The sequence below is a fragment of the Pontibacter deserti genome (assembly GCF_023630255.1).
Classification (GTDB): Bacteria; Bacteroidota; Bacteroidia; order Cytophagales; family Hymenobacteraceae; genus Pontibacter; species Pontibacter deserti.
Genome location: NZ_JALPRS010000005.1, coordinates 32,688 through 51,112, shown reverse-complemented (window position 1 = coordinate 51,112; position 18,425 = coordinate 32,688). Strand labels below are relative to the sequence as shown.

Genomic DNA, 18,425 nt, shown 5'->3' with positions numbered 1-18,425 from the left:
TGGCGTATTTCTTTCTCGTAAGGGGTTAGAATAAACCAGTTTAACATTAATTATACTAGCTGTGAAATTGCACAAACTTCTCTCGATACACCTGCTCTGGGTTTCCTTGCTGGCTACTCCGGTTGCAGCCCAGGTAAAACAGGCTCCCATACCTGCTGGTCCGGTTAAAACTATATCCGCAGACTCATTATCTACCTTACCTGCCGATACGGTACTGCCGGGTCAGAAGAAACCGTTTACAGAAGCCCAGGTTCGCGAAGGCAGTAACAAACGCTACCTTACACGCGCTGTGTTGCCAGCTGCTGCTTTAATTGGCGCAGGTATTTATACGATACAGGATAATGGCTTTTTCAGTAGCCATGATGCCCGTGATGCCAGGCATGAGTATACACCTAACTTCAGTACCAAAGTAGACGATTACCTGTTCTTCCTGCCGATAGCGTACATGTATGGCTTTAACGCATTCTCGTCTCAGAACCGCCACGACATTCGCCGCCAGACAGGCTTACTGATAGCTGCAGGAGCACTTACCTCGGCTATAGTCTGGCCAACCAAAAAATTGACAGATATTGACCGGCCAAACGGAGACCCGACAGCTTTCCCATCGGGACACACAGCCTATGCATTTACCATTGCCACTATCGTGGATAAGGAATTCCGCCACAAGAGCCCGTGGATAAGTGTGGGAAGTTATACTATTGCAAGTGCTACAGGTGTAATGCGCGTGCTTAATAACGAGCACTGGATGGCCGATGTATTGGCTGGTGCCGGGGTAGGTATACTTTCTGTAAACACCGTTTACTGGCTCCACGATAAGATATTTAAAGATAAAGGCTACAATACCCCTGTTATTTCTCCAACTGTGCTGCCAAACGGTAAGCCAGGTATGGGCATGTCGCTTACATTCTAGGTTTATAGTTTGCTTAAACGTTTAAAGGCGCTTTTTCCGTAGCAGGAGAAGCGCCTTTTGCCTTATCTTTACTGCATGCCACAACTACGCCTGATTCTGCTGTTTATACTTTGCTTTGCTGCGGCTCCTGTCAGGGCACAGGTATATAAAGTATATGGCACTGTGCGCGATGCCGAAACAAAAGAGAAACTACCTTTTGTAAGTATAGCCGCCAACGAAGGAGAGACCGGTACCACCACAAACCTGGAAGGACAATTCCGACTGAGCCATACTAAACCAATCACCAGTCTGCGCTTCAGTTATGTAGGCTACACTCCGCAGCTCATTCAGCCAGACTCTACAGGTTTGGTAAATGTGTACCTGCAACCATCTGCAGCCCGCTTACAGGAAGTTATAGTTCGGGCAGGAGCAAATCCGGCACACCGTATTATAGAACTGGCAACTGCAAACCGGGAACGCAATCGCCCCGAAAATATCCAAGCATATATATACCGCACCTACAATAAATTTATACTTACCGCCACCGATCCGCGCAACCTCGATCTGAGCGATACGGCACAATTAACAGCTCCTAAAGATTCTGCTTTCCTTAAAATGCGGAAGCTACTGGAAAAACAGCACCTGTTCCTGATGGAAAGTGTCACTGATTTTGCCCACCTGAAGCCTAACCGTACCAAAGAAACCATTATTGCCACGCGTGTATCGGGGTTGCAACAGCCAAGCTTTGGCCTGGTAGCCGCCGAAGCCCGCGACTTTTCTGTTTATGCCGATATGCCCATTTTCTTCGGGAAAAACTACCTTAGCCCCTTAAGCCCCGGCAGCATCCGTAAGTATGATTTTATACTTCAGGAGACCGTAGTTGCTGGTGCAGATTCCGTCTTTATTATTTCGTTTGCTCCATTGCGCGGCAAAAATTTCAATAGCCTAAAGGGGCTGCTATACATTAACAGCGATGGCTGGGCAGTACAAAATATAATAGCCGAATCAGCCAGTGACGATAAGCGGGGTATAAAGCTGCAGCAACAATTCAGTAAAGTGCAGGATCATTGGTTCCCGACTGAGCTGGATGTAGAAATAACGATACCCCAGATCGAGATGAAAGGTCATCAGCCCTATGGCCGCATCCGCACTTATATTTCCAACATAAATCTGAGCCCGGACCTGGAGAAAAGTGATTTCGGAGCTATAACCCTGCAGCAGACGCCACTGGCCAATAAACAACCTGAATACATCTGGCAGCAGCACCGCCCCGATACCTTGGATGCGTTTGAGCAGCGCACTTACACGGTAATGGACAGCGTTGGCAGAGAGCAGAAACTTGACCGCACCATCCGGTTTATGGAGTACCTGATCACTAAAAAATTACCTATCGGGCCAATTAGTTTAGATCTTAACCGGCTGCTGCACATCAGTACCTTCGAGGGGTTACGCTTAGGCATCGGCGCACATACAAATGATCAGATACTGGACTGGTTTAGTGTGGGTGGTTACTGGGGGTATGGCTTTAAAGATGAGAAGTATAAGTATGGAGCTGATGCTATACTTACGCTACATAAGTCTAGTAACCTGCAACTGCAAGCCGCTTTCTGGGAAGATGTTACAGAACCCGGAGGCCGGCGTTTGCCTTTCCGGGAGAAGAGTTTGGTAGCTGAGCTGCGCCAACCTTTGCTGCCCTTACTGGATTACACCACACATCAGCATTTGAACCTGACCGGCAGGCTTGGCCGTTTTCTGCAATTAAACACCCAACTACAACAGGAAGAACGCAGGCCAACTTTATTTACTTCAGAGGATCAGCCTCAGCCAGTTTATACTATAACCGAAGCCGCTGCAGGTATACGCTTTGCTTATGGCGAGCAACTGATGCAGCTTTTTAACCAGACAATGGCTACACCAGGCAGGTACCCGGTGCTATGGCTGCAATATACGCGAGGCATTGATGGCCTACTTGACGGTAACTATAGTTACAACAAGTATGATCTGCGCGTGGAAGCAAGCCTGCTGCACCGTACGTTTGGCAAAACAAGCATTACACTTGCCAGCGGATTAGTAAATGGCGATGTACCTTTTGTGAGTCTGTACAATGGTTATGGCAGCTATTCTGATAACTATGAAGTATATGCCGGCGAAGGCTTTGAAACCATGCCACCGTATGAATTCTTTTCAGATAAGTACACGGCGCTTTTTCTTCAGCAGGATTTAGGTAAGCGCCTGCTCCGCACTAAATACTTTAAACCTGATGTGGTGCTGGTTACCAACATTGGCTACGGAAACCTGGAAAAGCCATTATCGGATTTTATACTTCCGCAGGTCAAAACCATGAACAAAGGCTTTTTTGAGTCCGGCCTCATGCTCAACAACATTATCAGTTCTGCTTTCTCAGGAGTTGGTGTAGGTGTTTTTTACCGCTATGGGGCTTACGAATTACCAAAACGAAACGATAATCTGAAGTTTAAGCTTACAGCTACTATAGCATTTTAATGATAAACCCCACAACCACTCAGGTAGAACTGAGTAGTTGCGGGGTTTATAAAAGTACTAACCCAGTTGTTAGTTCAGTACTTTTTCCTGCTCTTCTATTATAACAGATTCCTCTTCTCGTTTTCTACCTTTCACCCATTTATATAAAGCACCGCCACCACTTACAAGTGCAAACGCAATTACTTTCCAGAATTTAAGTATAAGTGCAAAGAAGCCAAGCTTAGTAAGAATCTTTCCTGCAACTAAACTTCCTATAGTCCAGGCGGCCACTTCGTCTACCTCCGGATCAAAGTCAAAATAACTATGGCCTTGCTCAAATGTCACACTGTTAACAACTAAAGGAATATTCTGCTTTACTTCAGGCAAACTACCCATAGCAGCAATAGCATTAAGCATTAAAACTCCTTTACGGCCAAGCACACGCACATTATAGTTTAATGTATTGGTCTCTGCATTACCAAACTTTAGTTCTTTAGCCCAGTGTAGCGTCTTCTTCTCATTGTCATAGTATGGCTTCGATGCCCAGCCTATTAGCTCTATCCCATCATATCCGTTGGCAACTCTTTCTTTGCTTTCTTCCACCATGTCTTCTTTCATGGTAGTTAATAGCTCGTTATAGTCTATTTCAGATGCATCGGTATCTTTTACATATCCCATCGCTTCGTATTCGATATCAAATACCCAGGAGTCATCATCCAAAACACCTTGTCCTTCCGGTACTAACATTCCTAAAGATGTACCTGATGCCGGATTACCCCATAGTTCTGTCAGCACGTACTCGGCCTGTTCTGCATCAAGGTATTTAAATCCTTTAGGTACATTAAGTTTTGCCATACCTTCCCCTAAAGAAATTTCACCGTATTGGTACTTAAGTGATTTCTCTATTTTTTCAATTTCCAGACTTGTAGAATCTGACTGCGCAAAGGAGGAATACCCTAAGAATAGAGAGAATAATAAAATGTAAAATTGTTTCATAAGTATTGGATTAAGTTGTTTTCAGTTAAATTGATAATGCAGAAGTATAAAGATTTAAAAGGTATAATTTCTTTAGCTATAGCAACATCTAATATTTTATAAAGTAAATAAAACAGTTTCAATATTTAATACATCTAATGTTTTAAAGAAAAATTTAACCTGCTGTTCCACATGAAAATTCTTTCCGCAGCCCAGACACATGACGCCGATGCCGCAACCTTACAGTATGAAGAAATAGATTCGCTGGAGCTGATGGAACGGGCAGCCAAGGCTTTTGTATGTTGGTTCGAGAACAAGTTCATGCCACAGCAATACGTGTACATTTTCTGCGGGCCCGGCAACAACGGTGGCGATGGTTTGGCAGTGGCCCGGTTGCTTTCTCAGCGGCAACATCATGTAAAAGTATTTATAGTTGGAGATTCTGCCAATGCGTCTCCTGATCATAAAGTAAACCTGCAGCGCCTTCCCGAGGCAGTAGCACCACATTACATACATTCCTCAGCCGATCTGCCGGCACTTCATACTAAGCATTGTGTGATAGACGCGCTCTTCGGCACAGGCCTTAACCGGCCTGTCAGCGGTTTATTTGCAGAAGTTATACAACACCTGAACAACAGCGGTGCATGCATCACAGCCATCGACATACCTTCAGGGCTTTATACTGATAGCCAGACACCAGAAGAAGGAGCCATAATGCGGGCAAACTATACGATAAGTTTTGAGCTGCCTAAGCTCGCCTTTTTCCTGCCGCAGCATGAGCCTTATGTTGGGGAGTGGCATACGGTACCTATTGGACTGAGCCCAGCCTTTATTGCAGAAGCATCTGCCAACTATTACTGTATCACTTCAGACGATGTAAAGCAACTGCTTAAACCCCGGGCAAAATTCTCGCATAAAGGTTCGTATGGGCATGCACTTTTAATGTGTGGTGGCTATGGAAAAATGGGGGCAGCGGTACTGGCAGCGCGGGCTTGCCTGCGGAGCGGTGTAGGCTTACTTACTATGCATGTACCAACTTCTGGCTACTCTATACTTCAGACGGCCGTACCCGAAGCCATGACCTTAACAGATAAGCATAAACTGTTTATTTCTGAGTTGCCTGAAGACACAGAGAAATATACAGCAATAGGAATGGGGCCGGGAATGGGCAAGGAGAAAGTAACTAAAACAGCAATCGGGCAGTTACTGGCTACGTCAACTCATCCGATGGTTATTGATGCCGATGCCATTAACATTATTGCCAGCAGCGACAGGTTAAAAGCTCAGTTACCAAAAAACAAGGTAATTTTTACACCTCATCCTAAAGAATTTGAGCGGCTGGTTGGCAAGTCCAAAAATCATTATGATCGCCTGGAAGATATGCGCGAATTTTGCCGGGAATATAGTTGCTATATTGCTTTAAAAGGAGCTAACACCGCCATAGGCACCCCGGAAGGTAAGGTATACTTTAATACCACAGGTAATGCAGGCATGGCCACCGGTGGCACCGGCGATGTATTAACAGGTGTGATCTCGGCTTTGGTAGCGCAGGGTTATGCTTTGGAAGAGGCTTGTATACTTGGTGTTTTTGTGCACGGCCTTGCCGGAGATCTTGCATTACAGAAAGTAGGTGCTATCGGAATGGTAGCTTCAGACCTGGTTGATCATCTGCCACAGGCTTTTATGATGCTTGCTACTTCTTAAGTTCTGGCAAAGTATACCAATGCTGCATGTAACAGCATCGCTCCATCAGCCAGTAGTAAAAAATATATCCTCGGTTTTAATTCTGAAGAAAAGATTACGACCAGAGCCGCTGCAGCTGTAGCTAGTAGCAACGCAGTTTCTATACCTCCCCCTTCGGTTATACTTACCACTACAGCATATAACAGCAACAGCCCCAGCGAGAGCAGCTTTGTGTATCTTACCCCAATAAGCCCCGGCACCGTTAATGTATTGGTATGGCGGTCGTAGGTATAATCACGGATATCAAAAAGCAGCGCAAGGGCAAGTATAAACAGGAAACGCCGGAGGAATAACTGCAAAGCGCCCAAGTCCAGCACGTAAATATCGGCATCTATCAACGGAAACAAAGCTGTTACAACTGCCCACACATATGCTATCAGGAATACCTTTAGCAAAGGCACACGACGCAAAGGCTGCACACTTTTCTTGCGGTACATGATCGGGATGGTATACCCTATTGAAATAATTGCCAGATGCAGCACGAACCATATATTTAAACGGAGATCAAAGTAAAAGTATACAGCTACTGCTAAAGCTATACTTACCAGGCCTACTATAGCCAGCTTCTTTTTATGCCGTTGCCACCAAGTAGTGTCCGGCTGTAAGGCAGGTTTCTTTCTCCGCAGTATACTTTGTACACTGCTCAGGTTATAAGTAAACAATGTTGCCAGAAAAACGAAGACTGCCATGGGTATAGATACAGGCAGCCTGGCGAGTTTATAGGTTTCGATAGTAAGAGCGAAGGCACAGAACGAAATAAAGATGCTGCTATAAAGTATGCCTGTCAGCACTTTTAGCAGCAAACTATAAGCTTTCTTATTTTTATAGTTTATCTCCTGATCTATACTTTGTTCCTTCATCTGTTACTGCAAGTTCGAAACTATTACTCTTTTATCAAATCAGGTACGGCTTAAAACAAAAAAGCCTGACACAGGAAACCCCACGCCAGGCTAAACAGGAAAGTAAATTCTTATAGTACGTTCTGCTTTTCTTCAGTAAAGGTTGCATTATACAAGTTAATGCTGTCCTGTATGATCTGGTATGCATGTTCACGACCTAAAAACTGCTCTACTATTACTTCTTTATGCTCCAGCTTCTTATAATCTTCAAAGAAACGACGAACTTCAAGTAATGTATGTGGCGGTAACTCAGAAATATCGTTGATGTGGCGTACAGACATATCATTGTTTGCAACAGCTATGATCTTATCATCTTCTTCGTTGTTATCGATCATCTGCATTACACCGATCACTTTCGCATCGATAAGGCACATTGGCTGCACATCTACAGAACAGATCACCAGGATATCTAACGGGTCTTTATCGTCGCAATAGGTTTTAGGTATAAAGCCATAGTTAGCAGGATAGTGAATTGAAGAGAAAAGTACACGGTCCAGCTTCAGCATTCCGCTTTCTTTGTCCAACTCATACTTCGCCTTCGATCCTTTTGGTATTTCAATGATGGCAGTTACTACACTTGGAGCTTCCTCACCGTAGCTCACGCTATGCCATGGATTGTTTTTGTCTAAATTATTCATAACTCTTAATTATACTTTAGCACTTACTTTCAGTGCTTTATTATTTCATGTATTCCTGTAATGCTTTTCCTGTACTTCCACTTGGCTCCTGTATATGTAGCCATGTAGCCAGCGTTGGTGCTATGTCTGTTATTTCTACTGCAGCAGCGCTTTCTCCTGGTTTAACTTTCCAGCCATACCACAAAAGAGGCACGTGCGTATCGTGGGTAGAGTAAGAGCCGTGTGCTGTTCCTTTCGGCCCATGCTTTTGCCAGTTTGGTTCCAGTTGTACCATAACGTCTCCGGAGCGACGCGCATTATACCCATTCTCTACCTGCCGCATCTGGCCATGGCTCCAACTGGTATTCTGTAAGGTTTCAGCAGTTATCGTTCTGGCTACACCTTCCAGCGTAGTTATATAATTGGCTACATCCTGCTGCACATCTGTTAGCTTCAGCTTCTTTTCAGCTATTAGTTTACGGTTAAGGTATACTTGCTGATTAGTATACTTTTCCATCCATTTACCTTCTCCATAGGTACGCCCCATGTATGCCTTTAAAGAGTCGCCTATCACATTATAGTTTATAGCACCGGCAGTTGCTCTCTCTGAGACCATGTACGCGGTAACATTTGCTATCCCGTGGTCCGCTGTCAGGAATACTAACAGGTTTTCTTTTCCAACTGTTTTCTCCAGCTCTTGTAGCAAAGCAGCTATTTCTCTGTCCAGGCGCAGGTAAGTGTCTTCAACTTCAACAGAATTAGGCCCAAAGTCATGTCCTATGTAGTCTGTAGATGAAAAACTAACCGATAAAAAATCTGTAGCATCTCCTTTACCTAATTGCTCTGCGTGCAAAGCTTTAACAGCAAAGTCTTTAGTTAACGTGTTACCAAAGGGAGTTGTACGTAAAAGTTCGAAATCTTTTCCTCTGATTTCGGCCAGATCATAAGGAAATACAGGTTCTTTTTTTCCATATAATCCTTCTTCGTAAGGCATGTTGTCAGCAGTACTATTGGTATATTGCTCTATTGGGAACAGCGTATTCCAAGTCTGGTTCAGGTACTTTTCAGCCAGTTTTTGTTGGTTAAATTCATTTACCCAATCTGGCAACGCACTTTGGTAAAACGTACTTGTTATAAAATTCCCTGTCTGCGAATCAAACCAATAAGCACCGTCTGCCATATAGCCTCCTGGTATTACAGCACCTCTGTCTTTTAAAGCAACACTAATTACTTTAGCTCTTTTGTTTGTGGCTAACTGCAGTTGATCTGTTATAGTTGTAGAAAGTAAATTTTTAGGAGACATCTCACCGGCTTTTGATGTACTTCCCACTGTTTTTACCGTCTTATCTTCTACACAATACATCGTTTTTCCGGTTTCCCGGTTATACCAGCTATTTGCTATGATGCCATTTACCGCTGGTATACTGCCTGTATAGATACTTGCATGCCCCGGTGCTGTGTAAGTTGGTACGTAATTATAGTTGGTGTTCTTAAAATTGAACCCCTGCCTTACCAGTTTTTTAAAACCATCCTCCCCATACTTGTCCCAGTAGCGGTATAAGAAATCATAACGCATCTGGTCCACTACTATACCTACTACCAGTTTTGGACGGTTAAGTGTAGCTGTAACTTCTTTCTGACTAACTGTTTTTCCAGTATTTGCTGCACATGCTGTAAGCAGGAGCATCCATACAAGAAGTATTTTAGTGGCTATTATTTTCATCTCTCCTTTTAGCGTCTGACCCAAAATTAGAGTAAACACGTTAGTTATGGCATACTTTAATTGCTAAAGCTTAATCTTTAACAATTAATTAACAGCAGATGGTACAGGTATAAAACAACAACGCCCACCTTAGAGATGGGCGCTGCTTTATAGGTATTTCTTTCTTCTTTATTTTGAAGCAAGGGCCTCGGCACCACCCACGATCTCGAGAATCTCTTTCGTGATAGCGGCCTGTCGTGTCCTGTTATAAGTAAGCTTCAGCTCCTTCAGCAGTTCACCGGCATTTTCAGTCGCCTTATCCATGGCAGTCATTCGGGCACCATGCTCTGATGCATTAGATTCTAACACGGCTTTGTATACCTGAATCTTCAATGACTTAGGTATCAGCTCCTGAATAATTTCTTCTTTAGATGGCTCAAAAGTATAATCCGGTACAAGGGTAGCTGCTCTGCTGTCGTCAATCTGCTGCTCTTCTATCGGAAGGAACTGCTCAGTACGTACAATTTGTGTAGCTACGTTCTTAAACTCATTATAGATAAGCTCTACCTGATCAAACTCACCTGACACGAAACCATTCATCGCGCGCTCTGCAGCTGCACGAACCGTATCGAAAGAAAGGTTAGTGAAGATTGTATTGTACTCACCTATAACGTTAAAACCACGCTTACTCAAAGCTTCAAAGCCTTTTTTACCTAATGTTAAAAAGGTAACATTACCGGCTTCTAATTGGCTGCTATACTTTGTAGCAGCTAATGTTGTAACTGCCTTTATAATGTTGGAGTTAAAAGCACCAGCCAGACCACGGTCAGAAGTAACTGCTATAATAAGAACTCTGTTTACTTCTCGTTTTACAGAATACTTATTTTCTATAGACCCTTCAGTAAGCGTAGACAGGTTAGCTAAAATACCGCTTAAGCGTTGCGCATAAGGGCGCATGCGCAGGATATTGTCCTGTGCACGTCTTAGCTTAGCAGCTGCCACCATTTTCATGGCTTTTGTAATCTGCTGTGTCGACGATACCGATGTAATGCGGCTTCTAACCTCTTTTAAACTTGCCATATAGTTTTTGTTATGAGCAAAAGTTAAAGGCTAAGAAGCTTTATACTTCTTAACCCCTAACGCATAACTTAAATATTACTTCTTGTATTTAGCTGAAAGCTCTCTTGCTACCTGACGGATAACTCCTGTTGTCTCGTCATCCAGTTTACCGGCTAACAAAGCATTAAGAGTATCCTGGTGCTGCGCACGCATTGTACGCTGGAAGTCTTTCTCGAAAGTTCTTACTTCTGTTACAGGCACATCATCCAACAGACCGTTTGTAGCGCAGTAGATAATTGCTACCTGCTCAGCAACTGGTACCGGAGAGAACTGTGGCTGCTTCAGGATTTCCAGGTTACGACGACCACGCTCAATTGTAAGCTTAGTAGCAGCATCCAGGTCAGAACCAAATTTAGCAAACGCTTCCAGTTCACGGAACTGCGCCTGATCAAGCTTCAGAGTACCAGACACTTTCTTCATCGCTTTGATCTGAGCGTTACCACCCACACGAGATACCGAGATACCTACGTTGATCGCCGGACGAATACCTGAGTTGAACAAGTTCGTCTCAAGGAAGATCTGACCGTCTGTAATAGAAATTACGTTTGTCGGGATATAAGCAGAAACGTCACCAGCCTGTGTCTCAATGATCGGAAGTGCAGTTAAAGAACCACCACCTTTCACTAAATGACGGATAGACTCTGGTAAGTCGTTCATGTTACGAGCAATCTCATCAGATGCGTTAACTTTTGCAGCACGCTCTAATAAGCGAGAGTGCAGGTAGAATACGTCACCTGGATAAGCTTCACGCCCTGGTGGTCTTCTTAGTAGAAGAGACACTTCACGGTATGCTACCGCCTGCTTAGAAAGGTCATCATAAACAACCAGTGCAGGACGTCCTGTATCACGGAAGAACTCACCGATAGCTGCACCTGTAAATGGTGCAAAGAACTGCATTGGAGCAGGATCAGAAGCAGAAGCCGCAACAACTACTGTATAATCCATTGCACCACCTTCAGTCAGAGCTTTAACAACCTGAGCTACAGTAGATGCTTTCTGACCAACTGCAACATAGATACAGAATACAGGCTGTCCTTTTTCAAAGAACTCACGCTGGTTAAGGATTGTATCGATTGCAACAGCTGATTTACCAGTCTGGCGGTCACCGATGATAAGCTCACGCTGTCCACGGCCGATCGGAATCATTGAGTCGATCGCTTTGATACCAGTCTGCATTGGTTCGTTTACCGGCTGACGGAAAATAACACCTGGTGCTTTACGCTCCAGTGGCATCTCGTATAATTCACCAGCAATTGGTCCACGACCATCTATAGGCTGACCAAGTGTGTTAACCACACGGCCAATAATACCATCACCAACTTTAACAGAGGCAATGCGGTTTGTTCTTCTTACTGTAGCGCCTTCTTTGATTTCGCTGTAGTCGCCAAGCATTACGGCACCTACATTGTCTTCTTCCAGGTTCAGAACAAGCGCCTGTAGTCCGTTCTCAAACTCTAAAAGCTCACCAGACTGTGCTCTGGAAAGGCCATAGATACGAGCGACACCGTCACCCACTTGCAGTACTGTACCTACCTCTTCCAGTTCTGCCTCAGAACGGAAGTTTGATAGCTGCTCTCTTAGTATGGCTGATACTTCGTCAGGTCTTACTTCTGCCATGATTATAGTTTATTAATATAGGAATTGTCTTTAAAATTATTTTTGAGCTTGCGAAGGCTATACTTCACAGAGCTGTCGATCTGCTTATCGCCTACTTTCAGCACAAAGCCGCCAATAAGGTTTGGATCGATCATTTCTTCTAACTGAATGGTTTTACCAGTTTCGTTGGCAAGTCTTTCGCCAAGTTGCTGTCGCAATGCAGGAGAAAGCGGCGTAGCTGATATGACACTTGCACGCTGTATTCCTTTCATTACATTGTATTGCTTATCAAATTCTGTTGCTATAAACTCCAGCAACGACTCACGGTTTTTGCGAGCAACGATGTTAAAGAAGGCCAGTGTCATCTCCTGTACTTTACCTTTAAATACACCATTGATAACCGCCAGCTTTTTATCTGACTTCACAATTGGGTTGCGTAGCAGTAACTGCAGATCTCTGTTACGGGTAACAACATTTGTAAACAGCTTCATATCTTCATGAACCTGTTCCAGCACGCCTTTCTCCGCAGCCAGCTCAATCAGCGACTTCGCATATCTGGAAGCAACTCTAATTTCTGACATATTGCTTTTTATAAAGTATGGCTGCTGCTTTTACAGCGCCATCAGTTTTATTTTTAGTTAAGCGTTACTTCGCGGATGTAATCCTGCGCCAGGGCTTGCTGCGCCTGTGGGTCGTTAAGCTCTCTTCTCAGAATGCGTTCTGCAATGTCAACCGATAAAGCAGCTGCCATATTCTTCACTTCCGTAAGAGCAGCACGTTTTTCGTTCTCTATAGCCTCACGAGCCTGAGCGATCAAACGGGCACCTTCTTCGTTCGCTTTGTTTCTTGCATTCTCAACAAGTGCGTTACCAGCATCTGAAGCTTCCTTCAAAATTTTATCACGCTCCATACGAGCTTCAGCCAATAGTTTCTCGTTCTCAGCTTTTAAGCCTTGCATTTCAAGCTTTGCTTTTTCAGCAGCGCTTAATGCGTTTTCGATAGAAGTTTCACGCTCGCGCAGGGCGTTCATGATTGGCTTCCAAGCGAATTTGGTAAGCAGGAAAAGAACGATTAAGAACGTTACTAACTGCCAGAAAATTAGACCGAAATTGGGGGTTACTAATTCCATTGTTTATGAAAGTTGACTATTAGGTTTTTTATTTGCCTGTTTGCCTTCGCAATACCGGCTCTTTAACTATGCAACTACTTTTGACCTCATCGTCCGGACCATGCGTCCGGACGTGAGATCAACAAAAGCTTTAATTAGCCTTTGAAAGAGATTAGCAGACAAACTACCACACCGAAAAGTGCAACACCTTCGATAAGAGCAGCTGCAATAATCATAGCAGTCTGGATTTTACCACCAGCTTCTGGCTGACGCGCGATAGATTCCATAGCTGAGCCACCGATTCTACCGATACCTAAACCAGCGCCAAGGGCAACCAGACCAGCACCGATACCGGCACCCATGATAGCTAGACCGAAATCAGTTGTCGCTACTGCTTGAAGCAAAATTGCTAATAACATAATTGTAGTTATATATAGTTAAAAAAAGAATTCAGATTAATGATGACCATCGCCATGCCCCATGTCGTCCACGTGATCGTGCTCTTCAACGGCACCACCAAAATACATGGCAGAAAGCAAGGTAAAGATATAAGCCTGTAACAGCGCCACGAACAACTCCAGGAAGTTCATGAAGGTAGCGAACGCTACACTTAATGGACCAACTGCAATGCTCTGGAATATAAAGATCAAGCTGAACAGGGAAAGAATAATAATGTGACCTGCTGTGATGTTAGCAAAAAGTCGGACCATCAGGGAGAATGGCTTCGTAAAGATACCGATCAACTCTACCGGAATCATGATAGGAGCTAACCACTTTGGTACACCCGGAGTCGCGAAGATGTGTCCCCAGTAGCTCTTATTACCGCTAAACACAGTAATCAAAAGCGTCATTGTAGCAAGCACCAATGTAACTGCAATGTTACCAGTTAAGTTAGCACCACCCGGCATTAAGCCCAACAGGTTGTTAAACCAGATAAAAAAGAAGATGGTAAGCAGGTATGGCATGTAGCGCTCATACTTAGGACCAATGTTCGCCTTTGCAATTTCATCACGGATAAAGATGATGATCGGCTCGAAGAACGACTGCATGCCTCTTGGGGCTCTGCCTGCATTCTTTTTATAGCTACCCGCAATAGAGAAGAACACAAAGAACAACAACGCCACACTTACAAACATAGAAGCCACGTTCTTTGTAATCGAAATATCATAAAGGCCTTTATAGCCTTCAATCGGCTCGCCTGCTGCGTTTACCTTGTAGATATGACCATGCTCCATTTTATACCCATTGTAAGGCACAAGCTCATGGTTCTCGTTATAGAAATTACTAGAAGAAAATACTACAGGCTTGCCATTATCGATCAGGATTACCGGCAAATACAACACAGCGCCATCAGCAAAGTGCCAGCTGTAATCGTCTGCGATGTGATGCGTGATCATATCGCCGGGCTTGAACTCCCCACCTTCCGAAGACGCCGCCTGAGCCGTGATCGTTAAGAAGGAAAACAGTAAAATAAATAACTTCTTCATTAAGAGATAGTTAGAAGCAACGTTTGTAAAGTGGTATTTTATACTTCCTTTTGCTTTTTCAATTGCGGTGCGAAGTTAGCCAATAAGCTGTAAATTTCAAACCCGGTAAATAGAAAATATAACACAAAGAAGTTGAGCACGAACTGTAACTCGTTCTCCGAGAACATGAACACATATATAAATATAAGTGCAATGCTCAATATCATCCGGAAGCCCATTGAGCCAAAGTAGTATAGCTGAAAGTTATCTGTATCGTAACTAACTCCTAACTTGGAGACATAAAAGGTTAATGCAGTAACCAGCACCATAAACCCAAACAACCACCATATATGCGTGTGCACCAGTTGGTTACTTGTATAAAATTGCAGCGCCCCGATCAGCAACCCAATTATCAACGAAAACAGCGCAAGTTTTTTAAGAAAATTCACAAGTCTCTATTTTTTATTTAATGAAAGTATAACCAAAACCATAGAAGCCACTACCGCCACTACCAGTAAACCAATCGTAAACCATGGGTTCTGGGTAGCAAAATATTCGTCCAGTTTCATTCCTCCCCAGGCAGCCAGCACCATTACCGCGATCATCTGGAAAGCCAGGCCCGAGTATTTCAGGTATGGCTTTACGCCACCGTCTTTCTTTTCATCTTCAGGAGTTGCTGCCATAGGTATAATTTGCTGCAAAATTACTGCTTTTTTTGATGTAAACTGCTGTAACTGATAAATAAGCATTTGAGTTACCTGTATTTATAGTTCACAGGCCCGGCCTGAAACCAAAAGCTTTTACTGATAGTTGATAAACCGGGGCATGGCAGCTATTCCTTATATTATATAATAATGTATTTTTGTAGGAGCTGCTTTGTTAAAACCAGTTTCAGAAGCGTGCGTAAGCGCCTTTGTTACGTACCCTTTTATACTTTGCAAGCAAACTGTAACGTTATTTTTTATACTTAGCCATCATCACCCTGCATCATAACAAAACTTGAAGCATAACCCGACATACCTTCTTATCCTGCTTGTAGCGCTTTTGCTTGGTGCATGTTCTGTGGAGCGTAATAATCCGCTGAGCAAAACTTATCATAACACCACTGCACGGTATAATGGCTACTTTCTGGCGAGGGAGAAACTACGCGCCATAGAAGAAGCATTGCAGGCACAGATGCAGTACGACTACAACCAGTTTATCCCTATTTACCCAACTATAGACTCTACTACAGCTAAAGCAGCTGCCGCCGACCTGGAAGATGTGGTAAAAAAAGCCTCTTTCCCGATTCAGTATCATAAGAACAGCAAATGGATTGACGACAGCTATATATTAATAGGACGCGCACGCTACTATCAGCTGGACTTTCCGGATGCGGCACGCACTTTTAAGTATACTAATACCATAAGTAAAGATAAGGATGCACGGCACGAGGCGCTGGTATGGCTTATGCGCACCTACCTGCAGATGGGTGAGCTTGATAATGCTAATCAGGTATCTGAATTGCTGCGCCGCGAGCGCCTGAACAAGGACAATGCCCGCGAACTATACCTGGCGCGCGCGCAATACCACCGCTTTCAGGGAGACACTGCTGCCGTAATTGAGAACCTGGCTTTGTCTATTCCGAACTTTGAGGAAAAGGATGCGCAGTCGCGGGTAAGATTTGCGCTGGCCCAACTTTACCAGGCTACTAACCAGGATAAAGAAGCTTATAAACAATATAGCAAAATTCTGCGCCGCAATCCACCTTATGATCTTGGCTTCTTCAGCAGGTTATATATCGGGCAGGTTTCGGAGCTGAGCGATGAGCAAGACCAGGAGCGCATTGCCGGCTTCTATGAGAAGATGCTGAAGGACGAGAAGAACACAGAATACAAGGACAAGATTCTGTATGAGATGGCACAGTTCGAGCTCCGTAAGCAGAACTTCGATAAAGCGCTTAGTTTTCTGCAGCAATCTTTAAAAGAACGAGGTTCGTTGCCAAACCAGAAAGCTTATAGTTATTTGCTGGCCGGTAAAATATACTTCGACCACCTTGGTAAGTATGATATGGCCCAGGCTTATTACGACAGTGCCGTACAGGCATACCCAAAAACTGCTCCCGAATACGAAGCAGTAGCGGAGCGCCGTGATGTACTCACTTCTTTTGCCACGCAGTATAACACCATTCAAACGCAGGATAGCCTGCAACGGATAGCACGCATGAGCGAAGCGGATCGAATGGCTTTTCTGCAACAGTTAGTGCAGCAACAGGAAGAGGAGGCACAAAAACTAGCGTTTGCCCAACAGCAGGCTCAGCTGAAATCTCAGAATGAAAGACGCCGCTCAAGTATAAACCCGGACGATGCAGTAGCTTTTAACCCGACCACCAATTCAGCTGGTGTATGGTATTTTGATAACCCTGCTGCTATGGCAAGTGCAAGAACAGAATTTATACGCCGATGGGGCGACAGACCTTTACAGGATTTCTGGCGCACCAGGAGCCGTGGCGAAAATAATGGAGATCAACAGCAACTGGCGCAGCAGCCCATCATTTTAACTGTACCTGATACTACGCTAAGCGCAGAGGCCCGAGCTGAAGCACAGATCCAGACATATTTGCAGGAAATTCCGCTAACGACCGTAGCCATGCAGAGATCAGAGAAGATGGTTGAAGAAGCTTTGTTTACTTTAGGTAACATCTATAACCAGAACCTGAAAAATGCTGAGAAAGCTACCGAAACGTATGAACAACTGTTGCAGCGCTTCCCTAACACAGAGCATGCCGCTGAAACATATTATGCTTTATACCTGATCTATGGCAAGGCAAATAACGATGCACAAAAGCAGGTATACTATAATAAAATAAAGCAACAGTTCCCGAACTCATCTTTTGCTCAGTTAGTAGACGATGCTGACTTTATGAGTAAAAATGCAGCTGAAAACCTGAAGGCACATGCTCTTTATGATTTGGCTTATACTTATTACCAGGACGGCAACTATAAATTAGCACAGCAGGTAGTAAACCAGTTGGTTAGCCAGTACCCGCATAGCGATATTCAGGATAAAACTGCTTTCCTGGAATTAATGATCACGGCGCGAACTAAAGAGCCCGGAGTATTAAAAGCGCAACTGGAGCAGTTTCGGAAAGATTACCCAACCAGCTCATTACAGGCAAATGCAGGAAAGTTATTAGAGACTTATACTTCGCTGGAACAGAAAAACCTGTTGCGAAAAGAAGCTCCTTCCGAAACAGCGCCTAAACCTAAAGAGGCTACATCTTCGCTCACTCCTGAAGAAAAAGTTAGCACAGTAATTGCTTCTACTGCTCCGGCACAGCCAAGTATAAAAACGCAGTTAGACACAACCCAACCAGCTGTAGCAGATACCACAGTTAAGAAGCCAGCAGTCACCGCACCTGACACTGTAGACTTACCGGACTCTGCAGCAGTGGCAGCCAGTTTACCTGCTCCTGACCCTATGGCTTTTAGTGCTGAACCTGACACTGCGTATTATTTTGTATTGATTTATCCAAGCGGCCACGAGGCTTTTAAGGATATTACAGCCAAGTATGAAAAGTTTAACAAGAGCCAGTTCGGAAGTATAAAACTCGCTATTACCGAAGAACCTATTGCAACGGGTAAAACAATGCTTGTAGTTCGTTCAATAAATGATCTTAAAATAGCCAAGTCTTATAATATTAAACAAAAAGGGCCGCAAGCCCCGGTTGGTAGAATTAGAGGCGTAGAATTCACTACCTTTGTAATATCTTCTGCCAACTATCAGAAATTCATGCAGAAGAAAGATGTAGAAACATACCAGACTTTCTTCAAAAACAATTATTAAAGTAC

General features: G+C 44.0%; 16 protein-coding genes. 4 read left to right on the top strand and 12 right to left on the bottom strand.

Annotated features, from left to right (window positions below; all coding sequences use genetic code 11):
• The first annotated feature begins 61 nt into the window (after positions 1-61).
• Positions 62-910, top strand: a complete 849-nt coding sequence (locus MJ612_RS17795) for a phosphatase PAP2 family protein (RefSeq protein ID WP_187033905.1) — start codon at positions 62-64, stop codon at positions 908-910.
• 75 nt (positions 911-985) lie between these two features.
• Positions 986-3,391, top strand: a complete 2,406-nt coding sequence (locus MJ612_RS17790; protein ID WP_187033904.1) for a DUF5686 and carboxypeptidase-like regulatory domain-containing protein — start codon at positions 986-988, stop codon at positions 3,389-3,391.
• Positions 3,392-3,460: 69 nt separating this feature from the next.
• Here MJ612_RS17790 and MJ612_RS17785 read toward each other — a convergent pair whose 3' ends face one another.
• Positions 3,461-4,366 carry a DUF2167 domain-containing protein gene (locus tag MJ612_RS17785; RefSeq protein ID WP_187033903.1) on the bottom strand — a complete coding sequence of 302 codons (906 nt, stop codon included), beginning with the start codon at positions 4,364-4,366 and terminating at the stop codon, positions 3,461-3,463.
• A gap of 171 nt (positions 4,367-4,537) precedes the next feature.
• Here MJ612_RS17785 and MJ612_RS17780 point away from each other — a divergent pair, with 171 nt between their 5' ends.
• Positions 4,538-6,049: an NAD(P)H-hydrate dehydratase gene (locus MJ612_RS17780; RefSeq protein ID WP_187033902.1), complete on the top strand. Its 1,512-nt coding sequence runs from the start codon at positions 4,538-4,540 to the stop codon at positions 6,047-6,049.
• Here MJ612_RS17780 and MJ612_RS17775 read toward each other — a convergent pair.
• The 11 genes from MJ612_RS17775 to MJ612_RS17725 all read right to left on the bottom strand — a co-directional run bounded on the left by MJ612_RS17775 (position 6,046) and on the right by MJ612_RS17725 (position 15,278).
• A complete protein-coding gene (locus tag MJ612_RS17775) occupies positions 6,046-6,948 on the bottom strand; it encodes a UbiA prenyltransferase family protein (protein WP_187033901.1) in 903 nt (300 codons plus the stop codon). The genes MJ612_RS17780 and MJ612_RS17775 overlap by 4 nt on opposite strands.
• A gap of 110 nt (positions 6,949-7,058) precedes the next feature.
• Positions 7,059-7,625, bottom strand: a complete 567-nt coding sequence (locus MJ612_RS17770; RefSeq protein WP_187033900.1) for an inorganic diphosphatase — start codon at positions 7,623-7,625, stop codon at positions 7,059-7,061.
• 40 nt (positions 7,626-7,665) lie between these two features.
• Entirely contained in the window at positions 7,666-9,366 is a 1,701-nt protein-coding gene (gene pafA, locus MJ612_RS17765; protein ID WP_250419236.1) for an alkaline phosphatase PafA, read from the bottom strand.
• Between the two features lie 129 nt (positions 9,367-9,495).
• Positions 9,496-10,386 (bottom strand): ATP synthase F1 subunit gamma, encoded by an 891-nt coding sequence (gene atpG, locus MJ612_RS17760; RefSeq protein ID WP_187033899.1) that lies wholly within the window; start codon positions 10,384-10,386, stop codon positions 9,496-9,498.
• A 75-nt stretch (positions 10,387-10,461) separates the two neighbouring features.
• Positions 10,462-12,042, bottom strand: a complete 1,581-nt coding sequence (gene atpA / locus MJ612_RS17755; protein ID WP_187033898.1) for a F0F1 ATP synthase subunit alpha — start codon at positions 12,040-12,042, stop codon at positions 10,462-10,464.
• Between the two features lie 2 nt (positions 12,043-12,044).
• Positions 12,045-12,602, bottom strand: coding sequence for an ATP synthase F1 subunit delta (gene atpH / locus MJ612_RS17750; RefSeq protein WP_187033897.1), 558 nt, complete (start codon positions 12,600-12,602; stop codon positions 12,045-12,047).
• Positions 12,603-12,655: 53 nt separating this feature from the next.
• Positions 12,656-13,150 (bottom strand): F0F1 ATP synthase subunit B, encoded by a 495-nt coding sequence (locus tag MJ612_RS17745; protein ID WP_187033896.1) that lies wholly within the window; start codon positions 13,148-13,150, stop codon positions 12,656-12,658.
• A gap of 134 nt (positions 13,151-13,284) precedes the next feature.
• Positions 13,285-13,548, bottom strand: coding sequence for an ATP synthase F0 subunit C (gene atpE / locus MJ612_RS17740; protein WP_187033895.1), 264 nt, complete (start codon positions 13,546-13,548; stop codon positions 13,285-13,287).
• A gap of 36 nt (positions 13,549-13,584) precedes the next feature.
• Positions 13,585-14,616: a F0F1 ATP synthase subunit A gene (atpB, locus tag MJ612_RS17735; RefSeq protein ID WP_187033894.1), complete on the bottom strand. Its 1,032-nt coding sequence runs from the start codon at positions 14,614-14,616 to the stop codon at positions 13,585-13,587.
• Positions 14,617-14,654: 38 nt separating this feature from the next.
• A complete protein-coding gene (locus MJ612_RS17730; protein WP_187033893.1) occupies positions 14,655-15,044 on the bottom strand; it encodes a hypothetical protein in 390 nt (129 codons plus the stop codon).
• Between the two features lie 6 nt (positions 15,045-15,050).
• The gene (locus MJ612_RS17725) at positions 15,051-15,278 is read right to left on the bottom strand and encodes an AtpZ/AtpI family protein (RefSeq protein WP_187033892.1); all 228 of its coding nucleotides are present in this window, start codon (positions 15,276-15,278) and stop codon (positions 15,051-15,053) included.
• Positions 15,279-15,594: 316 nt separating this feature from the next.
• On the opposite strand from MJ612_RS17725, the gene porW reads away from it, so the two are divergent.
• A complete protein-coding gene (gene porW, locus MJ612_RS17720) occupies positions 15,595-18,420 on the top strand; it encodes a type IX secretion system periplasmic lipoprotein PorW/SprE (protein ID WP_187033891.1) in 2,826 nt (941 codons plus the stop codon).
• Positions 18,421-18,425 lie beyond the last annotated feature (5 nt).

Excerpts from the sequence above, each read along its gene's own strand:
- MJ612_RS17745 (WP_187033896.1), bottom strand. The coding sequence starts at position 13,150 with ATGGAATTAGTAACCCCCAATTTCGGTCTAATTTTCTGGCAGTTAGTA.
- atpH (WP_187033897.1), bottom strand. The coding sequence starts at position 12,602 with ATGTCAGAAATTAGAGTTGCTTCCAGATATGCGAAGTCGCTGATTGAG.
- MJ612_RS17775 (WP_187033901.1), bottom strand. The coding sequence starts at position 6,948 with ATGAAGGAACAAAGTATAGATCAGGAGATAAACTATAAAAATAAGAAA.
- atpE (WP_187033895.1), bottom strand. The coding sequence starts at position 13,548 with ATGTTATTAGCAATTTTGCTTCAAGCAGTAGCGACAACTGATTTCGGT.
- MJ612_RS17785 (WP_187033903.1), bottom strand. The coding sequence starts at position 4,366 with ATGAAACAATTTTACATTTTATTATTCTCTCTATTCTTAGGGTATTCC.
- atpA (WP_187033898.1), bottom strand. The coding sequence starts at position 12,042 with ATGGCAGAAGTAAGACCTGACGAAGTATCAGCCATACTAAGAGAGCAG.
- MJ612_RS17770 (WP_187033900.1), bottom strand. The coding sequence starts at position 7,625 with ATGAATAATTTAGACAAAAACAATCCATGGCATAGCGTGAGCTACGGT.
- MJ612_RS17790 (WP_187033904.1), top strand. The coding sequence starts at position 986 with ATGCCACAACTACGCCTGATTCTGCTGTTTATACTTTGCTTTGCTGCG.
- atpB (WP_187033894.1), bottom strand. The coding sequence starts at position 14,616 with ATGAAGAAGTTATTTATTTTACTGTTTTCCTTCTTAACGATCACGGCT.
- MJ612_RS17780 (WP_187033902.1), top strand. The coding sequence starts at position 4,538 with ATGAAAATTCTTTCCGCAGCCCAGACACATGACGCCGATGCCGCAACC.
- MJ612_RS17725 (WP_187033892.1), bottom strand. The coding sequence starts at position 15,278 with ATGGCAGCAACTCCTGAAGATGAAAAGAAAGACGGTGGCGTAAAGCCA.
- atpG (WP_187033899.1), bottom strand. The coding sequence starts at position 10,386 with ATGGCAAGTTTAAAAGAGGTTAGAAGCCGCATTACATCGGTATCGTCG.